The following is a 19,134-nucleotide window of genomic DNA, read 5'->3' on the forward strand; positions in this document are numbered from 1 at the left end:
TTAAAATCTTTTAAATGTTAAAAACCAAAATAGGGTTGATAACCCTAATCACAGTTACATTAGCTTGTATCATTGCTGTATTATACGAATTTGATGTTGTAGGCTTTTCGCATGAATTTCTAATGGCTGTCCGTTGGATAGTTGCTACCGTTTTGGTTGTAAATGCGCTCTTTAAGAAAAATTTGACCACTTGGATTTTGACCTGTATGATTATGGGGATATTTGTCGGGTTGGATTTTCCAAATCTAGCGATTTCCCTGCAACCTTTGAGTAAAGGTTTTATCAAGTTAGTCAAGACGATTGTGGGACCGATTCTCTTTGCTACGCTTGTATATGGAATTGCAGGGCATTCTGATTTGAAACAGGTGGGGCGTATGGCATGGAAATCGATGCTTTATTTCTTTTGCGCAACGACATGTGCTATTTTTATTGGTTTAGGTGCTATAAACCTGACTCGAGCAGGAGTGGGCGTTGATGTTGCACATATGCCACATGAAGAACTCCCTGCGCCGAAGGAAAGTATGGATGAGCATATCCTTAAAACCCTTCCGGACCATGTGCATCCTGTATACAAGTTCACTTCTTTTATACGCGACTTGTTTCCTGAAAATATTGTCAAATCTGTAGCGGATAACCAAGTTTTACAGATTGTTGTATTTTCAATTTTGTTCGGGATTGGATTGGCAATGGTCGATGAGAAAAAGCGTAAACCCTTGGTTGATTTTACCGAAAGTATGTCTGAAACGATGTTTAAGTTTACGAACATGATTATGTACTTTGCGCCTATCGGGGTCGGTGCTGCCATGGCTTACACTGTGGGGCATCTCGGTGTCGATATCCTTAAGAATCTTTTCATGCTTTTAGCGACGCTGTATTTTGCTTTAGTATGCTTTTTATGCTTGGTATTGCTTCCTGTAGCTTTGTATTTAAAGATACCTGTTAAACGTTTTATAAATGCGATTAAGGAACCTGTTTCCATTGCATTTGCCACTACAAGTTCAGATGCGGCATTACCGAAAGCAATGAGCGCAATGGAGAAATTTGGTGTGCCACGTAAGATTGTTTCGTTTGTCATTCCGACAGGATATAGTTTTAACTTGGATGGTACTTCACTCTATTTATCATTGGCTGCCATCTTTGTCGCTCAGGCGGCTGGTATCCATTTGTCGTTTGGACATCAATTGATGATTGCATTTACATTGATGATCACCTCCAAAGGTGTTGCTGCTGTCCCAAGGGCTTCATTAATTATTTTGATTGCGACAGCGGATCAGTTTGGTTTACCAACATTTGTCATTGCTGCCATTTTAGGTATCGATGAACTCATGGATATGGCGCGTACCTCTGTCAATGTGATCGGAAATTGTTTGGCAACCGTTGTTGTTGCTAAATGGGAGGGTGAGTTTGATGAAGAAGCTCCTTATCGCGAAGATACTGAACAGGCGATCTAATAGAAATAACTAACGAATATTCGTTGCAGAAAAGCAGTCTTGACATCCCCGTTGAGACTGCTTTTTTATGAGCAAAAATAAGGACTTAGTTGAAACCACATTTTATTTCATAGAAGGGAATTTTTATGGAACGAAAAGCTGCTTGCAAGCTGTTGTTGATAGTCTGGTATCCTTTCCAATGGCTTGCAAGCAAACTATTTATATCAGCGCCCGTCAACGTAGTACCATAAATCACCTTGTTTTTTGAAGGTAGACTTTTCATGGTGAATATGAACTTCCATCTGTGGATCCAGATAATGTGCTTCAAACTCGACCGTATGGAGTGTAGATTTCAGGATCGCGAGTTGCATCCATTTATTGTCCCGCGCCCATTGCCCAATGGCCTGTTTATTTTGGAACCGTCGTGTTGAGGGGTGAAATGTATCGTATAGGAAATCGATCTGTTGTGTCACAAAAGCACTATAACGTGCACGCATCAATGCCTCTGCTGTGGTTGCTTTGGCATGGAAACGATGAATTTGTTGGCAGCATTCTCCAAAGGTATTGCCAGAGCCACAGGGGCATAATTGATCTGATGCTATCACTTGTATTTTAAAAATTTTACCAGCCTTTAATGGCGCCATTCTTGAAGACTTTTTTTGCGGTAGCTTCCACTTCAGGTGACTGATACGCTTGAATAAACTGCTGCACCTTTTCATCGTTTTTATTATCCGAACGGGTAACAATCAGATTAACGTAAGGTGATTCTTTGTCTTCTGTGAATAAGCCTTGTTTTTCGGGATCCAACCCAGCCTGAGCGGCGAAACTATTGTTGATGATGGCAATTGTAACCTGAGGATCATCCAGAACGCGCGGCAACTGTGGTGCCTCCATCTCAATGATTTTAACCTGCTTAGGGTTGCTTACTATATCTGTTACTTTAGGCTGTATGCCTACATTTTCTTTTAAGCCGATAATGCCCTCGCGTTGGAGAAGTAAAAGTGAGCGGCCACCATTGGTAGGATCATTGGGGATGGCAATACTGGCGCCAGGCTGTAACTCGGTGATGCTTTTTATTTTTTTAGAATAGGCAACGATCGGAAATACAAATGTGTTTCCGACGATGGTTAACTTTGTAAAACCGCGTTGTTTGGATTGTTCCTGTAAATAAGGCTGATGCTGAAATACATTTACATCGATATCTCCTTGATTTAGGGCTTCATTGGGCACAACATAGTCGTTGAAAGCTACCAACTCCACATCAAGATTGAACTTTTCTTTTGCAACCTTCTTAGCCGTTTCTGCAAGCTCCTTTTCTGGTCCGGATACCACACCGACTTTAAGGGTATTCTCTTTCTTTTCGCTGTTGTTGCATGCCACAATCGATACGAGACTGAAGGCTAAGATTGCAAATGCATAGTTCAATTTTTTCATATGATATAATTTATGTTAACGATGGTTTACTTTTTTTGAGATGTAGTCTCCTGTATACTGTAACAGGAATACGATTAAAATTAATAAAATTAGAACAGAATTCATGATAAAAGTATCATATCCGACATAACCATACTGATAACCAATCTGTCCAAGTCCACCGGCACCTACAGCGCCACCCATCGCGGAGTATCCAACAAGTGTGATCAACGTAATTGTTGCATTGTTTACCAGCGAGGGGAGAGCCTCAGGAAGTAAAACTTTGAAAATTACCTGTTGGGCATTTGCTCCCATTGCTCTTGAGGCCTCAATCAGGCCATTTGGAATTTCTAGAAGACTATTTTCCACAAGTCTTGCAATAAAGGGAGCTGCACCTATACTCAAGGGAACCAATGCTGCGGCCATACCAATAGATGTTCCGACAAGGTTGCGTGTAAACGGAATCATCCATACGATAAGTATAATAAAGGGGATAGACCTAAACACATTCACCAGCAATGAAACAAGTTGGTGCATGGCTTTGTTTTCGAGCAGTTGATGTTTGCGGGTCAAGAACAGGTAAATCCCGAGTGGAAGACCCAGTACAAAACCAAAGAAACCTGATAAGAAAGTCATGGTTAGGGTTTCTAAAGTACCCGATAGCAGAAGATTAAATACCTGATCAGACATAGCCTAAGATTTTAGTTTGTGAATGCTTTTCTTTTAAGAAAGATAGACTATGCATAACATTTTCTTTTTCACCCGATAGTTCGGCTAATATAACACCAAATTTCATTTCGCCAATATAATCTATTTGAGCGGTGATGATATTTGTCTTGACTTGAAATTGTTGTTCCAAATGTTGTATAAATGGGATGGATTCTTCATTTGAAGTTAGATAGATTTCTACGAGTGGGTTTCCAGCGCTTTTCAAGCGTTCCTGAAAACTTAGTGGAATTTCAACTTCAAGTGAAGACTGAATAAAGTTTTTGGTTGTTGTTTCCTGAGGATTGGCGAATATTGATTCTACCGGACCAGTTTCAATCAATTTTCCGTGGTCTAATACGGCAACCTGATCGCAAATACTTTTTATAACATCCATCTCGTGCGTAATCAATAATATCGTAAGATCAAGCTGCTTATTGATTTTTTTTAGCAGTTTGAGGATAGATTTTGTGGTTGCTGGGTCTAAGGCACTTGTAGCCTCATCGCAAAGTAGAATGTAAGGATCATTGGCTAATGCACGCGCGATGGCAACGCGTTGTTTTTGGCCTCCTGAAAGATTTGCAGGGTACACGTCGGCTTTGTCTTCCAACCCAACCAAACGTAATAGCTCCAACACTTTTCCGCTGATAAATTCTTTAGATTTGCCCTCAAGTTCGAGCGGGAAGGATATGTTTCCATAAACTGTTCGTGATGATAGCAAATTGAAGTGTTGGAAAATCATACCAATTTTCCTTCTTTTTAACATAAGATCACTGGCAGGCAGCGACATCAAGTCGTTGTTTTCTATAATTACCTGACCACTGTCTGGCCTTTCCAAAAGGTTGACGCAACGAATCAAAGTACTTTTACCCGCTCCAGAAGCGCCTATTACACCAAAAATTTCACCTTTTGCAATAGACAGTGAGACGTCTTTTAAAGCATCAATACGTGTCGCTTTTACCGCAAAAGATTTGGATATGTTGTTTAGTTGAATCATTGACCCTGTAGGGATTTAGCAATTTTAGTTGGACAAATGGATGATGTTGATATAAATGTACACAAATGCCGCGGATAAAATAAAATCAAGTGAAAGAAAATGGGCTCTTTCAGACTGAAAAAGAATGAAAGAACCCAGATATCTATTTTTTATAAACCTTGATAAGCTGAAATCACTTGTTTTGCCGATCCAAGTCCATCAATACCATATTCGATGACATCGCCATCTTTCAGGAATCTTTGTGGAGATTTGCCCATGCCAGATCCTGCAGGCGATCCTGTGGAAATGATATCGCCAGGAAGTAAGCTCATAAAGTGACTTAAATAAGAGATCAATTTGGGCACACGATAGATAAAATCACTTGTATTGCCGTCTTGCATGATTTCACCATTGAGTTTAAGCCATATTCTTAAGTTATCGATATCTGTGATTTCATCTTTGGTTGCTATAAACGGACCAATAGGGGCGAACGTGTCACATCCTTTACCTTTGTCCCAGGTTCCGCCACGCTCGATTTGAAATTCACGCTCTGTCACATCGTTGTGTAGCACGTAGCCAAACACATGGTCCAAAGCTTCTTCTTCAGTAACATAAGAAGCTTTTTTTCCTATTACAATGGCAAATTCGGTTTCCCAATCAGATTTTACAGAGAACTTCGGAAGGGTAATTCCATCAAAAGGGCCATTGAATGCAGATACAGATTTCATAAATACAATAGGCTCGGAAGCTTGTTGTAATTTGGTCTCTTTGACGTGATCATCGAAATTAAGTCCTACACAAAGTATTTTGGAAGGAGCTTCCAATGGTGTACCAATACGCTCGTCGTCGGCTATCTCTTTAAGCTTGTCGCCTTTTTCAATTATATATGCTTGAAGTCTTTTCCAAATTTGCAATATCCGCAAAGAAATCGCGGTTATATTGAAATTTCCTTCCGAAACATCATATTTCTTTTCGTTTAAAATGACTCCCGCTTTTTCGGAGCCCTTTGCGCCATATCTAAAAATCTTCATAAGCCGCAAATATACGGATTTTGTCCCAAAAAGGGCGGAAATTAACGCGAATTAACAATTAATCGATATGTAAATTATCTATACAATTATTGTCCAAAAGGGATATTTAAAAGGGAATTTCTCATGAACAATCTTTTTGTTGCTCACCCATGTCCCATTGAGTACCATTTCCTCTCCTTTTTTTCCGAGCATCAGCTTAATCATCAGTGATGGGACTGGGAGGGGTATGTAGAATGGACCGTATTGACGTTTCGCTATTCTTTTGGTAAACTCGGCAAGCGGAAGCGGTTCGGAGGAGCAGGCATTATAAATCCCGGCTACATGATTATTCTGCAGGCCGAATAGCAGCATGCGGCAGAGGTCATCGATATGGATCCAGCTGAGCATCTGTTTACCAGAACCCAATATCGGAACTGAACGAAAGGGTAGGAAGCGTCCGATTTCTTTTAGCATTCCCTGATCCTTACTGATAACGACTCCAAAACGGAAGACAACGAGTCTTTTTCCCAATGTTTCAATAGGTTTTACGCTTCCTTCCCAGAGGTTGCAAACCCAGGATAGAAAATTGCCCCCTTGTGGGTCTCCTTCTGTAAAAGGTCTTTTTTGGTAGGGATCGTCCGTTCCATACCAGCCTATAGCGGAGGCAGATATAACTGCTTTTACCTGATTAGGTAGTTGTTTAAGACTTTGGTAGAGCAGTTTCCCACTTTCGACCGGCTGCCAATAATTTCTTGCTGATATGTTTTTGTCCAGCGTTTGGCATTGAGGTTTGCGCCTGCCAGGTTGATGATATAATCGGCCTCCTGAATTGATTTGGCATCTATCTCTTGCTTATAGGGATCCCAGTGTACGTATCTGACATTCGGCTGTGCGGGATGGGATTTCGGATTTCTAGTAAAAATAATAACTTCATAGAAATTGGCAACCAATAGTTTTGTTAAATGAAGACCTATAGCTCCGGCACCACCTGTAATAATTACTTTTTCCATGAATCGAACCTTGTTTTATAATATACGCATATTGTCATTTAAGCGAACCTATTTCTGCTGATATTAAATATACTATTTTGGTTTATAAAAAATCGATCATTGTGGCAGCAATTACAAAAAAAGGTTTATCTCCCGACGAGATAAACCTTTTAAGAGTCGATTAACTGACGTTATTGGTTAAAGCGTTTGAACTGTGATAGCACAGGTTAGCATCTGTGCGCCATAGTAAGGGTTTTTGATTTCTTTATGACGGCTTAACCAAGTGGCACCTTTACCTTTGTTAAACATCGGGCACTTTTGATAATAAACAGCAGAAGATGGTTTTGAGTTTTTGGACAAACTATAGATATCTTCTGACAAAATTGCGAAGGATTCTCGTTGTTTGCTGATATCCTTGGCCTGTTGTAGACTCTTTACAATGGCTTTGAGTGATGCCTGTTTTGGTTTTCCAGACGTCCTGTTCCGCTTGCGTTAGATCAGCAGTTTTTACCTTGGCGATAGCATCGGCAAGATCGTTTGCGAGGCCTGCAGCTCGTTTACCATCCGCTGCTACAAGCGCATCTTTAAGCAGAAAATATTGGTCATAGATCTTTTGAAAATTGCTTGCGTTGCTGATGTTATCTACTGAAGCTACCGCTGCAATGGTTGCATCTTGGGTGGCGTCTGAAGCTGGAGGAGCTAAATTCCTCTCGTATTGACAGCAAGTGTGTAGCTTAGCATAGGTATCTTCGGCAGCAAGGTATTTTTCATTGTCGTAGCCTGCTCCAGCGATACTTTTCAATACAGCATCTAAGGACGTTTTCTTTGCATCATAGGCTATTGTCGCTGTTTGGTTGTCTTCATTCCATTCAACTTTAGCCTGAGCGGCGGCTCCTGCATTTTCTATTGTTTTTTTACACATACCGCAGTTCCCGGCAATTTTAACATTGTTGTTCACGGTGTTGTTGTCTTGTGCATAGTTTGTCAAAGAGGATAGCACTAAAGCCCCTGTTATGATATAGTGTTGGATTTTCATATGATTGGATAAAAGAATATATAAAAATAAGTAATCAAAAATGATTGATAAATGATCAATACGAGAATTAACTTATTTTTGGCGGAACCCAGGGACAGAAATATCCTTCAGAAATAAATGTTGGCGCTATGGGTTTATAATTTTTTTTGATGGCTATACCGCAAAGCTCATGACCTTTTTCAAGAGGGTTGGAAATTGCCAAAATCGTACAACTATAAGCACATTGACAATTACAATTTTTACAGGCTTTATGATGTTTACAGAAAGCCTTTTTTTTGGAAGATTTAAATTTTGCACAACAATGGTCCTTTTTGTCAGTGGTAGCATCATCTTGGGTGTGACTGCTGTGTGCATTCATTTTATGGCAGGCAAAAGCGCCGGGTGCACTTAACAGAAAACCTAAGGTTAAAAAAAGTAGTATAAGTCGCTTAATTGCCATGTCAGTTCAAATATAGTTGTTTTGGGCAGAATCTGCTTCCTTTTTAACGTTTTTTGGCATTAAGGATTTTCTAATCCGCTCCATATTATTTGGGGTCAGAGGGCCGAATAACATGGAGCGACGTTTGGAATTCTTTCTTTTTTTTAAGCAAAAGAAGTACTTAAAATTTAAAACCAGAGAAGAAGCCTGGCTTTTTCCAGGTACGTTTATATTCATCAGCCAGAGGAGAGTGATCCGAATAGGAAAGCACTTCATCCAGTAAGCTGTGTGCTTTTTTCAGATTCCCAGTTTTATAGTTCACATGTGCTTCTGCCAATTTAACCGATTCGACATCATCGTCATAACCCCAATCGTGTTGGGCATAAATACCGTTGAAAACTTTGACGTATTTATCTACTTCATTTATAGCTCCGTTTTCGGCCAAAAGTTCAATGCCGAATTTTAACCAAAGAACATAGTCATTAGGCTCCATGATCGATTGTACCCAGTTATCATGCTTTTGGAATGTTTCCTTACCATCACTAAATTCCATAAGGTAATAATGGCTTTTAATGATGAGATAGAGTGTCTTTGCCTTGTCGAAATTGTCGATAATAAATTCCGGTTTATTTTTAAGATATTGCTGCGCAGCGATGTTCATGGCTTTGTAGTTGCTCTTTTCATTATATAGCTGCATCAACACATATTGAGGCTGGGCCTCGTGTGGATATTGTTTAGCCATTTGTTCGTAATAATAGATGCGTTGCGCTAACTATCCTGTTCGGTAATCTGATAGATAATATGCTCGATCCCATTCTTTGACGCTTCAAAGTCACGGTAGTGATATTCGTCTAAATTGGGATGATCAATATAGAATTTGTAAATAAACTCGAGAAGCTGTTGCGCCCGGGATTGAATGTCCGCTGTACGACCCAGTTGATATTCGACGTCGATTTGATGCATAAGCATGCGGTAACAAGGAGGAAATATGGCAGACTCCGTTTCTTCGTCTTCTTCCGAAGTAAATTCTTGCTGCGCAAGAGTGGCTTCCAACGAGATCTGATAGGTGTCAAAGTACTGTTGAAGTACTTGCTCGAGACTTACGTAATCTTCCAAGGCTGACAAGGTATCGGCTCGGGTGAAATGAAGTTCTTCAAAGTCGGAATAGCTTAATCCTTCGGTTGCGATAGCGTAACAGGTTTCCAATTCACCGGCTTCTTTATAAGCTAAAGCTAGATTATTGCAATTCATGGCCCTATTGTGACTGCCTCCAAAATAGTCACTTTCGTATTTATTTCGTTCAAAATAGTCCTTGAAGGCGTCGTAGGCTTGACGGTAAAGTCCGAGGACGAGCAATTGTAGTGCAGACTGATCGACTGCGGTTAAGTTGTCCAGGGAGTGAATGAAATCAGATAGCATAACAGCTTCATTGTAACATTCACGGGGAAGGTCATTGAAAGTAGGGACCTGATCGTAAACTGTTCCATTGGCTTTAAAAGTGCATTCAAAAAGACGTCGCCAGGATGTTGCGTTCCATTTCCGTTCGCCTACCATAGTCAGATATGGAATAGCAGCAGCATACTGTCCCTCGTCATAGAGATAGGCTGCCGCAAAATGGTAACCGACGTAAGAGTCAGGATAGGCGTCGATCAATTTGAGTGCATGGAGATAATAATAGTCAAGGGGGATTCCGATTTCTTCCGAGTAATTACGCTCAATGATAAGCTGATAGTAGAAGACCTCAGGGTGCTCATACCCCTCGGCAATCAATTCTTCAAATCGAGTATGCCATTTAACCAGCTCCTGATGGATATGCACGGCTGAGTTTTCCCCTTTGATGAGCTTAAGTAAAATCTGCAATGCTAGGTCGATTGCTTTGTTTTCGTAAGCAATTTCAGCAAGATCCACATAATTCATTTCATTGCTGCTGATGAAATGCTTAAAATCTGCTTTCATTAAAGCTAAAATATTGGATGTGTTGATCTGTTTTGTACGGTCGAGCAGATATATTTTCTTTATCCAAAAGAGGGAAAAATTATGATCAGAGGTTTCTCGTTCATCCTTGAATGTTTCTTTAACGAAATCAATACTCTCCTCCAAAGCTGGGAGCAACGCTGTATCATCCTGGAGTCCTTCGTAGATATTGGTTAAATAGTTGTGACCATATCCGGACATATTTGGGGAAGCGATTAATTTTTTTGCATATTCGATAAATAAACCTTTATTGTCTTCGGTAATATGGGATTTTGGTCGACCAATTTGCGCTAGTGTTGCTTGATTGTCTAAAACATAATTCAGTATATGATATAGAGTCGTTTCATTATTAGGTTCGATGGCCAATGCTTTTTGAAAATAGGGAATCATTTTTTCCTGAATCACATCGAAAATAGCTTCGTGGCCCTCATAAAATAGCTGATCGTGGTAGGCGATGGCGAGGTGTGTCCAAAGCGTCACATCTTGATCGTTTTGTCGTAGTTGATTTTCTCCTTCAATAATAAAGAGGTCTAGTTGTCCGCTGTAGAACAAATCATATATATTCTTTTCTTCCATTTATTAATTCTTGTATGTATTCAGTATATTGAAATCTGTTTAAAATACTATTTAGCTTTCGAAAGCTTTTCAAAGCCAATACCGTTCCATAGAAATTCTTCACTCTTTTTTGTGACCCTAAAATTTGAATTTTCCGCATTATCGTCGATAACTTCTCCCTCTTCAATGTATTTATAGATAATCTGATTATTTTTTCCGTGTTCGGAAGGGAAAAGAATCTTTTCATCATAATAGAACACACCAGCATCACTAACCGAATATCGGCTAGGAAGATCAACCAGCTGCCGTCCCGTCCAGGCCACATAGTTATATTCAGAGGGTATGCCACAAGCTTCGCCAAGAAATTCGATGCGAATAATGTGTTTGACATTTTGCAGCCCCATTGCAGGCAGCAATTTACTTTGGGAGAAGGTTTGTTCTGAATAGGCGAAAGGGAAGGTGTGTTCAGCTAGAAAATTTCCATTTGCGTCGATAAGTTTTACCCCGGTTGAGAAATGATCCTGTTCCTGTTCGTTGATACCTTTGGTGAAACGTTCAAAACCGTAAATATATTGCGAGCCGTCTGATGCGGTCTGTTTTCCGAGCGCTAATAGTCCAAGCCAAATAAATCCATTCTTTTTGCTGTTACCGTCGGAATAACTTATCTCATACCAAGGAGCATAGAAATTTTTTAGTGTATTTCCTTTGATGGGATTACTATTGATCGTAACGACATTTCCGACGGATAAAGAATCTACGATTGCTGCCTTTAGACTGGGGTGAGCACGGACGTAAGCCTTGGCTGCAAAAACAGTTGCTGACTGGCCTTTTTGTATGTTCCAAACGTTGAAATTATCGTCAAACTTTAAATTTTCCTGCGCTTTTAAGCAAAGTGGTCCGATGCTTAAAATAATTAAATAGCATCCAATTAACTTTTTCATTTTTCACTCTTCTTTTCTACAAAAATAGCTGAATTGGCCCATACCCCTTATCACTGGTTTCAGGTATTTTTTTGTATAGTGCCAGAAACGATATTTGATAATCCTTGAGAATGTCATTTGCTACAAAAAATTGGATATGATGAAAAACAAAAATTATGAAAGAGAGCATTTTGAATATTTCAGGAATTGAAGAAGATTATTTATTTGCTGTGTGTCTTTTGGAAAAGACATTTTAGTTAATGCTGTTTTTAGGAATCCACTCCAATTCTTTACCGTTGTTTTTTCTACCAATGAAGCCTATCCCCGGCCAAGGCATATGAGATGCGAGCACAAGTGTCTGTTTTTGATAACAGCGATCAAGTATTTTTATCCGTGTATCCACAGCACGATTGAAGTCAATATCCCATTGAGTTCCCCAATGAGGCTGGGAAACTAGGATCGGTGAATGTATCAGATCGACAAGATTTGTTATTGCTCTATTGTCGGATTTTATTGTATAGATGATATGTCCTGGGGTATGCACAGCTGCTGATTCTGTATGAATGCAGGAAAATAGTTGATCGCCCGGTTCAAATAGCTGTAATTTGACCTCAATAGCAACGAGTGTTTTTCGTATTAAATCGATGCTAGCTTGAGCAATTTCTGGATTTTCGCTCTTCGAAAAATCAGGACGATCTGACATCCAGAACTCAAATTCGGGTTTAGCCATGTAGTATGTTGCGTTTGGATAATTGGGTGAACCATCGGCATCCAATATGCCACCGATATGGTCGCGATGTGCGTGCGTAATGAGAATATCTGTTATCTTATTACAGTCAATATTCGCTAAAAGCAGACTTTCCATTAAATTTCCGGCTTTGTCGGTGTCATAATGTCCCTCACCAGTATCAATGAGTATGTATCGATTCTGTTGTTTAATCAGCATGATGATGATGGGTGCTTGGTAGATCTTTGTTGAAAGTGAAAGCCTTTGCAGTTCCATTTCGACTAGTTGAGACGGTATTTTTGGGGCAAGGGTAGGCTGTAATGTTTCTAGCGTAAAATAACCATCTGTCAGGAGTACAAGTTCGAGCGTACCGAAGGGAATTTGTAGATGACCTGTTCTTTTAAGCTGTTTCATATTGCCAAAGTTGGACAAATTGCTTTTAACAATCTAATAGCGTTATGAAAATCAAACACAATGTAATAAATCGATAAAATATTTGCAATACTTATTGGGGCCTAAAGACTGTACAACGATGTTCAGGAATGCAATTTTATGGGCCGGAGTTAAATAAAGAATGTCAAATAGCAACGGTAGGCGAGATGGCTATTTGGTGCTGCCTTGGCGCCAGAAACAAAAAAAGCGCTTTCTGATACCTCTGAAAGCGCTTTTGTCTGCGGAAGAGGCGGGATTCGAACCCGCGGTACCGTTTCCAGTACGACAGTTTAGCAAACTGTTCCTTTCGGCCACTCAGGCACCCTTCCTCGTTTTGACATTGCAAACATAAGGCAATTATTTGATTCTGCAAAGTCTAAATAATAAAAAAAATGCAAAAAAAATGTAACGTTGCAATAAGCGTTTGAAATTCAATTTGTTGTTTGACAATTAAAATTACATTGTTTTTTTGCTTAAATCGTAATCTACCCGAACATGGTAGATGCTTTTGAGCATTGCCTTAAAAATAACTGCCGATTCAGTGATATCTTTTAGCGTAATGTTACTATTATTGAACTGTCCCCGCATCAATTTATGTTCAATAATCTTATCGACAAGATTATTGATAGACTCTTCCGATGGTTCTTTTAACGCACGGGATGCGGCTTCGACCGAATCTGCCATCATGAGTACGGCTGTTTCCTTTGAAAAAGGAATAGGGCCGGGGTAGGTAAATAAAGACTCATCCACCAGTTTGTCGGGATTGTTCTTGACAAAAACGTTATAAAAATAGTCAACACGCGTCGTTCCGTGGTGTGTGCGGATAAAATCAAGGATCACGTCGGGCAATTGATGTTTTTTTGGCAATATCGACCCCTTTGATGACATGTGATATAATAATCTGCGCACTTTGTTCCGGTGAAAGCTCGTCATGCGGATTTTTTTCTGTCTTCTGATTCTCGATGAAAAATTGAGGGTTTGTCAATTTTCCGATATCGTGGTATAGGGCTCCGGCGCGGACCAACAGTGGATTCCCGCCGATTTTGTAGATAGCGGCTTCCGCTAGATTAGCCACCTGTAGGGAGTGCTGAAAGGTTCCCGGAGCTTTAAAAGAAAGTTCCCGCAATAATTTGGAATTACTATTGGTAAGTTCCATGAGTGTGAGATCAGAGACAATACCAAACAACTTTTCGAATGCATAGATCATCGGATAAGCCAATAAGGTGATCATTACGCTTACGAAAAAGGGAAGAAGGTCAGACCAGTAAATGGTGTCTATTGATCCGTTTCTTGTGACGACCAAGCCGATATAAGCAATCCAATAGGTACCGAGGATGATAGCCGAGGAAATGAACAGCTGCTCCCGTTTGACCAATGTTTTAATACTATAGATTGCGACGATTCCCGCCATAAATTGCAGGAAGACAAACTCAAAACTATTTGGTACAAAAAGACCCGCCAGCAGTACCATCAACAGATGGATGTTGAGTGCAACCCGTGTATCAAAAAGAATACGGATTATAATAGGGACAGCACAAAACGGCATATAGTAGAGATTCGGTATCTTGATTTTAATGGCCCAGGATAGGACGCCGAGCATACCTATAATGACAATCATGATAATGACCAGCAATCTATTGTTGAAATAGATGTCCTTGCGGAAAAGAAAAAGGAAAACCATTAGAATTGAAAGGGCGAGCGAGATGATTAGAAATTGCCCTAATGTCACATAATTTTGATTACCACTGATCTTGCCTTCATCTTCGTATACCTTCCGGAGCGATTCGAGTTTCTGGTAAGTTTCATTGGAAATTATTTTTTCTTTTTCGGCGATCAGTTCGCCTTTTTGGACTACACCCCGTGTCGCTGAAATATTAGCAATGGCATTCTGTTCCAAGGCCTCCGTCTGCTGGTCGTTATAAATATAGTTAATGGTAATATAGTTTTTTAAAGTCTCCTCGAGCCAGCTCTTTTGTTTTATTTTGGTCAATTTGGGCATGATCTCATCCATGTAACCATAGGAGCTTTCGATGGTGTAACAGTCGGCCGTGTTTTTTTGACTGGCAACTTTGTCCTGGATCAGTGTGAAATTGTAATGCTTGGAAGCTGGAGATTTGTCATTGCTGCGGTTCTGAAACCGATTGTTCAATGAAAGGATGCCTTTACCATAGAGATGGCTTAAGATGGCATTGCCGGCATTTCTATAATCCGCAATATTCTCATGTGTTGTATCCAGCTTGCTGCTTTGCCATTTTTCGGCCAAATCGGTATTGAACTGATCAATTTGCTCTTTGCTTGTCGTCGTATTGGCATTATAAATCGGTTGAATCGTGTTCAAGATACTTTTCTTGTCCGCATTCAATTCTTCCTGCGTTTTTAATATGGCAAAATTATAAGGTGATATCAGATTCTCATGATTCCATACTTTTCCCTTTTGGAATTCATAGCGAAAACGAGGCTGTTTGGGAAGGAATATACAGATCAGAATAATAGTGATAAGTATTAATCCAATTTTTCGGACGAGGTTCTCCGTTGTATTTAATTCTCTTTTGTACTTTATTTTTAGTCTTCCCACTGTGAGCTATATTTTTAATATAATGTTAATATACAAATGTAGTTATAATTTATTTTCTGCAGCTTCTGCCAATTGTCGTTTGTAGGTATTAAATCGGGTAAATGCTGTGATGAACAAAAAATACTTGTTATCTTTGCAAAAAAAATACAACATGTCAACAAAATCACATCTAATTGCACCATCCGTTCTTGCTGCAGACTTTGCAAAATTATACGATGATATTATCATGGTAAACAACAGTGAGGCAGATTGGTTTCATATTGATATTATGGACGGGGTTTTCGTTCCAAATATCTCTTTTGGATTTCCAGTTATGCAGGCTATTGCAAAACATGCTGCTAAACCTTTGGATGTACATTTGATGATTGTTGACCCCGATCGTTATCTGCAAGTATGTAAAGATTCGGGTGCTGAGATCATTACAGTGCACTACGAAGCATGTACACATTTGCATCGTACAATAGCTGCTATAAAAGAATTGGGATGTAAAGCTGGTGTCGCATTGAATCCACATACACCGGTTGCTCTATTAAAAGATGTTCTTGCAGATTTAGACTTGGTGTGTATCATGTCTGTTAATCCAGGGTTCGGTGGTCAGAAATTTATTCCGAATACCTACGCCAAGGTGCAGGAACTAAGGACGATGGCACAGGGCGTGAATAATGGACTGCTGATTGAAATCGATGGAGGAGTAACGACTGCGAATGCAGCACAGTTATTGAAAGCGGGAGCAGATGTGCTGGTGGCAGGTTCATTTGTCTTCAACGCGACAGATCCTTTGGAAACTGTGAAAGCATTAAAAGACATTGATATAACTGTAGAAAGTATATTAAAGGAAAAGGTGATTTGATAATATAAATCACCTTTTTTTTTGAAAGAAATAAATGCAAAATAGTGGATTGCAAAGAAAGATGGCGGGATTGCATAAGTTCTGTTTAGAACAATTCCAAATTGATTTAAATAAATGGAATGCATGCGTTTAAAGTTGGATTTTCACTATTTTTGTAATTAGTCATACAAGTTGATTTACGACAAATGAATCAACTTCAAAACATGAAGTGGAAGGGTTAATTTGTGATTTGTTAGGGGGACCCGATAGATGGCGTATTAGCTTAATTATATAACAGACATGGTGGCGTAGAAAGATAATGTGTTTTTATGCTGCCCATAAAATAGAAAGATAGATATCTATGAGTATTTACAACGATTACGTACAAGAGGTTGTAGAACGAGAAGGCCAAGGATTACATCCTAAGCCTATTGATGGAGCAGAATTACTAAGTGAGGTAATTGCTCAGATTAAAGATTTAAACAATGAAAATAGAGCTGAATCTTTAAGATTGTTTATTTACAACACGTTGCCGGGTACTACGCCTGCAGCGGGTGTTAAAGCACAATTTCTGAAGGAAATTATTTTGGGTCAATCAGTTGTTGCTGAAATTACACCTGATTTTGCTTTTGAATTGTTGTCACATATGAAGGGTGGTCCTTCGATCAGGGTCTTATTGGACCTGGCTTTGGGCACAGACCTAGCTATTGCAAAACAGGCGGCTGAGGTTCTTAAAACACAAGTTTTCTTATACGACGCAGATACTGCTCGTTTGAAAGAAGCTTTTGAGCAAGGCAATGAAGTTGCGAAAGATATTTTAGAAAGCTATGCAAAAGCAGAGTTTTTTACGAAACTGCCTGAGGTTGCTGAGGAAATTCAAGTGGTTACTTTTATCGCTGGTGAAGGTGATATCTCGACAGATTTATTGTCGCCAGGTAACCAGGCACACTCGCGTTCAGATCGTGAATTACATGGAAAATGTATGATCACACCTGAAGCACAGCAACAGATCGTTGAATTACAGGCGCAACACCCTGGTAAAAGCGTTATGTTAATTGCTGAGAAAGGAACAATGGGAGTGGGGTCATCTCGTATGTCGGGTGTAAACAACGTTGCACTATGGACCGGTAAACAAGCGAGCCCTTACGTTCCTTTTGTCAACATTGCACCAATTGTTGGTGGTACGAATGGTATCTCCCCAATTTTCTTGACAACAGTGGACGTAACCGGAGGTATCGGTATAGACCTTAAAAACTGGGTGAAGAAAGTGGATGAAAATGGTAACGTAATCCGTAATGAGAAAAACGAGCCAATTCTTGAAGAAGCTTATTCTGTTGCTACAGGTACTGTCTTAACAATTAATACCAAGACTAAAAAATTATATAACGGCGAGCAGGAGCTAATCGATATTTCGAAAGCTTTGACTCCTCAAAAAATGGAATTTATTAAAGCAGGTGGTTCTTATGCTATTGTCTTTGGTAAAAAGATCCAAACTTTTGCAGCGGAAACTTTAGGTATTCAAGCGCCAGCAGTATTTGCCCCTTCAAAAGAAATTACAATTGAAGGCCAGGGTCTAACGGCAGTGGAGAAAATCTTCAATAAAAATGCGGTAGGTGTAACGCCAGGTAAGGTATTACATGCTGGTTCTGACGTGCGTGTGAAGGTGAATATCGTTGGCTCGCAAGATACGACAGGTTTGATGACTGCGCAGGAGTTAGAGGCGATGGCTGCTACAGTAATTTCGCCTACAGTAGACGGGGCTTATCAATCAGGTTGTCATACTGCATCGGTATGGGATAAAAAAGCACAAGCCAATATTCCTAAATTGATGAAATTTATGAATGATTTTGGATTGATCACAGCACGCGACCCTCAAGGGGTGTATCATTCGATGACGGACGTTATTCATAAGGTATTAAATGATATTACCATCGATGAGTGGGCAATCATTATCGGAGGTGATTCACATACCCGTATGTCTAAGGGTGTTGCTTTTGGTGCTGACTCCGGTACGGTGGCGCTAGCTTTAGCGACAGGTGAAGCTTCTATGCCAATTCCTGAATCGGTCAAAGTTACGTTTAAAGGCAGTATGAAAGAACACATGGATTTCCGTGATGTGGTTCATGCGACACAAGCGCAGATGTTGCAACAGTTTGCTGGTGAAAATGTGTTCCAAGGTCGAATTATTGAGGTTCATATCGGTACGCTTTTAGCGGATCAGGCATTTACTTTTACAGACTGGACTGCAGAAATGAAAGCGAAAGCTTCTATTTGTATTTCACAGGATAATACGCTGATCGAATCATTGGAAATCGCTAAAAACCGTATCCAGATTATGATTGATAAAGGCATGGAAAACAAAAACAATGTTTTGCAGGGCTTAATTGACAAAGCGAACAAACGTATTGAGGAAATTAAATCTGGTGCTAAGCCTGCTTTAACTCCGGACACCAATGCGAAGTATTACGCTGAAGTTGTTATTGATCTGGATATTATCGAAGAACCGATGATCGCCGACCCGGATGTGAATAATGCAGATGTTTCGAAACGTTATACACACGATACAATTCGCGATCTTTCTTACTACGGTGGAAACAAAAAGGTGGATTTAGGTTTCGTCGGTTCTTGTATGGTTCACAAAGACGATTTGAAGATCGTATCGAAGATGTTGAAAAACATTGAACAGCAAAAAGGTGTTGTTACGTTTGAAGCGCCTTTGGTCGTTGCAGCGCCAACATACAATATCATTGATGAGCTAAAAGCGGAAGGCGATTGGGAATTTTTACAAAAGTACTCTGGATTTGAATTTAGCGATGCTTTACCAAAAAGTACTGCGCGTACTGAATACGAGAATATTATGTATTTGGAGCGTCCTGGTTGTAACCTTTGTATGGGTAACCAGGAGAAAGCAGCTAAAGGTGACACGGTAATGGCTACGTCAACCCGTTTATTCCAAGGACGTGTCGTTGAAGACAGAGATGGTAAAAAAGGGGAGTCTTTATTAGCATCAACTCCGGTTGTTGTTCTTTCAGCGATTTTGGGCCGGATTCCGAATATTGAAGAATATAAAGCTGCTGTGGAAGGCATTAACTTAACGAAGTTTGCGCCTATTCCAACAAAATAATTAGTGATAGGGTTTAGTAAC

Annotated in this window: 18 protein-coding genes and 1 tRNA gene; 3 read left to right on the forward strand and 16 right to left on the reverse strand. The window is 39.8% G+C overall.

The genetic code is table 11. From position 1 onward, the window contains the following. Positions 1 to 14: 14 nt before the first annotated feature. A complete protein-coding gene (locus tag DTA23_RS25345; protein ID WP_070561117.1) occupies positions 15 to 1,451 on the forward strand; it encodes a dicarboxylate/amino acid:cation symporter in 1,437 nt (478 codons plus the stop codon). Positions 1,452 to 1,654: 203 nt separating this feature from the next. Here DTA23_RS25345 and DTA23_RS25350 read toward each other — a convergent pair whose 3' ends face one another. From DTA23_RS25350 to DTA23_RS25425, 16 genes are all read right to left on the reverse strand, one after another. Further along, complete coding sequence (locus DTA23_RS25350) at positions 1,655 to 2,074, reverse strand: YchJ family protein (RefSeq protein ID WP_070561116.1); 420 nt, start codon at positions 2,072 to 2,074, stop codon at positions 1,655 to 1,657. Continuing rightward, positions 2,052 to 2,864, reverse strand: coding sequence for a methionine ABC transporter substrate-binding lipoprotein MetQ (gene metQ, locus DTA23_RS25355; protein WP_112376360.1), 813 nt, complete (start codon positions 2,862 to 2,864; stop codon positions 2,052 to 2,054). Before metQ ends, DTA23_RS25350 begins: the two co-directional genes overlap by 23 nt. A gap of 15 nt (positions 2,865 to 2,879) precedes the next feature. Further along, positions 2,880 to 3,533 carry a methionine ABC transporter permease MetI gene (metI, locus tag DTA23_RS25360; protein WP_046672885.1) on the reverse strand — a complete coding sequence of 218 codons (654 nt, stop codon included), beginning with the start codon at positions 3,531 to 3,533 and terminating at the stop codon, positions 2,880 to 2,882. Next, entirely contained in the window at positions 3,526 to 4,545 is a 1,020-nt protein-coding gene (locus tag DTA23_RS25365; protein ID WP_112376361.1) for a methionine ABC transporter ATP-binding protein, read from the reverse strand. Before DTA23_RS25365 ends, metI begins: the two co-directional genes overlap by 8 nt. 149 nt (positions 4,546 to 4,694) lie before the next feature. Next, positions 4,695 to 5,555, reverse strand: a complete 861-nt coding sequence (locus DTA23_RS25370; RefSeq protein ID WP_112376362.1) for a fumarylacetoacetate hydrolase family protein — start codon at positions 5,553 to 5,555, stop codon at positions 4,695 to 4,697. Positions 5,556 to 5,633: 78 nt separating this feature from the next. Then, positions 5,634 to 6,065: a DUF1731 domain-containing protein gene (locus DTA23_RS25375; protein WP_112376363.1), complete on the reverse strand. Its 432-nt coding sequence runs from the start codon at positions 6,063 to 6,065 to the stop codon at positions 5,634 to 5,636. A 149-nt stretch (positions 6,066 to 6,214) separates the two neighbouring features. Beyond that, the gene (locus DTA23_RS25380; protein WP_112376364.1) at positions 6,215 to 6,544 is read right to left on the reverse strand and encodes an NAD-dependent epimerase/dehydratase family protein; all 330 of its coding nucleotides are present in this window, start codon (positions 6,542 to 6,544) and stop codon (positions 6,215 to 6,217) included. Positions 6,545 to 6,721: 177 nt separating this feature from the next. After that, complete coding sequence (locus tag DTA23_RS30775) at positions 6,722 to 6,964, reverse strand: DUF3347 domain-containing protein (RefSeq protein ID WP_112376365.1); 243 nt, start codon at positions 6,962 to 6,964, stop codon at positions 6,722 to 6,724. Continuing rightward, a complete protein-coding gene (locus DTA23_RS25390) occupies positions 6,885 to 7,559 on the reverse strand; it encodes a DUF3347 domain-containing protein (RefSeq protein WP_112376366.1) in 675 nt (224 codons plus the stop codon). Before DTA23_RS25390 ends, DTA23_RS30775 begins: the two co-directional genes overlap by 80 nt. A gap of 599 nt (positions 7,560 to 8,158) precedes the next feature. Next, a complete protein-coding gene (locus tag DTA23_RS25400; RefSeq protein ID WP_112376368.1) occupies positions 8,159 to 8,719 on the reverse strand; it encodes a hypothetical protein in 561 nt (186 codons plus the stop codon). Between the two features lie 26 nt (positions 8,720 to 8,745). Continuing rightward, positions 8,746 to 10,527 carry a hypothetical protein gene (locus DTA23_RS25405; RefSeq protein ID WP_112376369.1) on the reverse strand — a complete coding sequence of 594 codons (1,782 nt, stop codon included), beginning with the start codon at positions 10,525 to 10,527 and terminating at the stop codon, positions 8,746 to 8,748. 47 nt (positions 10,528 to 10,574) lie between these two features. Beyond that, a complete protein-coding gene (locus DTA23_RS25410) occupies positions 10,575 to 11,447 on the reverse strand; it encodes an SH3 domain-containing protein (RefSeq protein ID WP_112376370.1) in 873 nt (290 codons plus the stop codon). A 232-nt stretch (positions 11,448 to 11,679) separates the two neighbouring features. Next, on the reverse strand, positions 11,680 to 12,567 hold the full coding sequence (locus DTA23_RS25415) for an MBL fold metallo-hydrolase (RefSeq protein WP_112376371.1): 888 nt from the start codon (positions 12,565 to 12,567) through the stop codon (positions 11,680 to 11,682). 260 nt (positions 12,568 to 12,827) lie between these two features. Beyond that, a tRNA-Ser gene (locus DTA23_RS25420) sits at positions 12,828 to 12,914 on the reverse strand. 127 nt (positions 12,915 to 13,041) lie between these two features. Further along, the gene (locus DTA23_RS29985; RefSeq protein WP_256604678.1) at positions 13,042 to 13,452 is read right to left on the reverse strand and encodes a hypothetical protein; all 411 of its coding nucleotides are present in this window, start codon (positions 13,450 to 13,452) and stop codon (positions 13,042 to 13,044) included. Beyond that, positions 13,415 to 15,160, reverse strand: a complete 1,746-nt coding sequence (locus DTA23_RS25425) for an HD family phosphohydrolase (RefSeq protein ID WP_256604679.1) — start codon at positions 15,158 to 15,160, stop codon at positions 13,415 to 13,417. Before DTA23_RS25425 ends, DTA23_RS29985 begins: the two co-directional genes overlap by 38 nt. A 151-nt stretch (positions 15,161 to 15,311) precedes the next feature. Between DTA23_RS25425 and rpe the strand changes: the two genes are divergently transcribed. Both rpe and DTA23_RS25435 read left to right on the forward strand, forming a co-directional pair. Continuing rightward, positions 15,312 to 16,010 (forward strand): ribulose-phosphate 3-epimerase, encoded by a 699-nt coding sequence (gene rpe, locus DTA23_RS25430; RefSeq protein WP_112376372.1) that lies wholly within the window; start codon positions 15,312 to 15,314, stop codon positions 16,008 to 16,010. A 340-nt stretch (positions 16,011 to 16,350) separates the two neighbouring features. Beyond that, positions 16,351 to 19,113 (forward strand): bifunctional aconitate hydratase 2/2-methylisocitrate dehydratase, encoded by a 2,763-nt coding sequence (locus tag DTA23_RS25435; RefSeq protein ID WP_070561104.1) that lies wholly within the window; start codon positions 16,351 to 16,353, stop codon positions 19,111 to 19,113. Positions 19,114 to 19,134: the final 21 nt, after the last annotated feature.

The sequence above is a fragment of the Sphingobacterium multivorum genome (genome assembly GCF_900457465.1).
Classification (GTDB): Bacteria; Bacteroidota; Bacteroidia; order Sphingobacteriales; family Sphingobacteriaceae; genus Sphingobacterium; species Sphingobacterium multivorum.

Bases quoted from the DNA above. Each gene is read 5' to 3' on its own strand.
- DTA23_RS25345 (WP_070561117.1), top strand. From the start codon at position 15: ATGTTAAAAACCAAAATAGGGTTGATAACCCTAATCACAGTTACATTA.
- DTA23_RS25350 (WP_070561116.1), bottom strand. From the start codon at position 2,074: ATGGCGCCATTAAAGGCTGGTAAAATTTTTAAAATACAAGTGATAGCA.
- metQ (WP_112376360.1), bottom strand. From the start codon at position 2,864: ATGAAAAAATTGAACTATGCATTTGCAATCTTAGCCTTCAGTCTCGTA.
- metI (WP_046672885.1), bottom strand. From the start codon at position 3,533: ATGTCTGATCAGGTATTTAATCTTCTGCTATCGGGTACTTTAGAAACC.
- DTA23_RS25365 (WP_112376361.1), bottom strand. From the start codon at position 4,545: ATGATTCAACTAAACAACATATCCAAATCTTTTGCGGTAAAAGCGACA.
- DTA23_RS25370 (WP_112376362.1), bottom strand. From the start codon at position 5,555: ATGAAGATTTTTAGATATGGCGCAAAGGGCTCCGAAAAAGCGGGAGTC.
- DTA23_RS25380 (WP_112376364.1), bottom strand. From the start codon at position 6,544: ATGGAAAAAGTAATTATTACAGGTGGTGCCGGAGCTATAGGTCTTCAT.
- DTA23_RS25390 (WP_112376366.1), bottom strand. From the start codon at position 7,559: ATGAAAATCCAACACTATATCATAACAGGGGCTTTAGTGCTATCCTCT.
- DTA23_RS25400 (WP_112376368.1), bottom strand. From the start codon at position 8,719: ATGGCTAAACAATATCCACACGAGGCCCAGCCTCAATATGTGTTGATG.
- DTA23_RS25405 (WP_112376369.1), bottom strand. From the start codon at position 10,527: ATGGAAGAAAAGAATATATATGATTTGTTCTACAGCGGACAACTAGAC.
- DTA23_RS25410 (WP_112376370.1), bottom strand. From the start codon at position 11,447: ATGAAAAAGTTAATTGGATGCTATTTAATTATTTTAAGCATCGGACCA.
- DTA23_RS25415 (WP_112376371.1), bottom strand. From the start codon at position 12,567: ATGAAACAGCTTAAAAGAACAGGTCATCTACAAATTCCCTTCGGTACG.
- rpe (WP_112376372.1), top strand. From the start codon at position 15,312: ATGTCAACAAAATCACATCTAATTGCACCATCCGTTCTTGCTGCAGAC.
- DTA23_RS25435 (WP_070561104.1), top strand. From the start codon at position 16,351: ATGAGTATTTACAACGATTACGTACAAGAGGTTGTAGAACGAGAAGGC.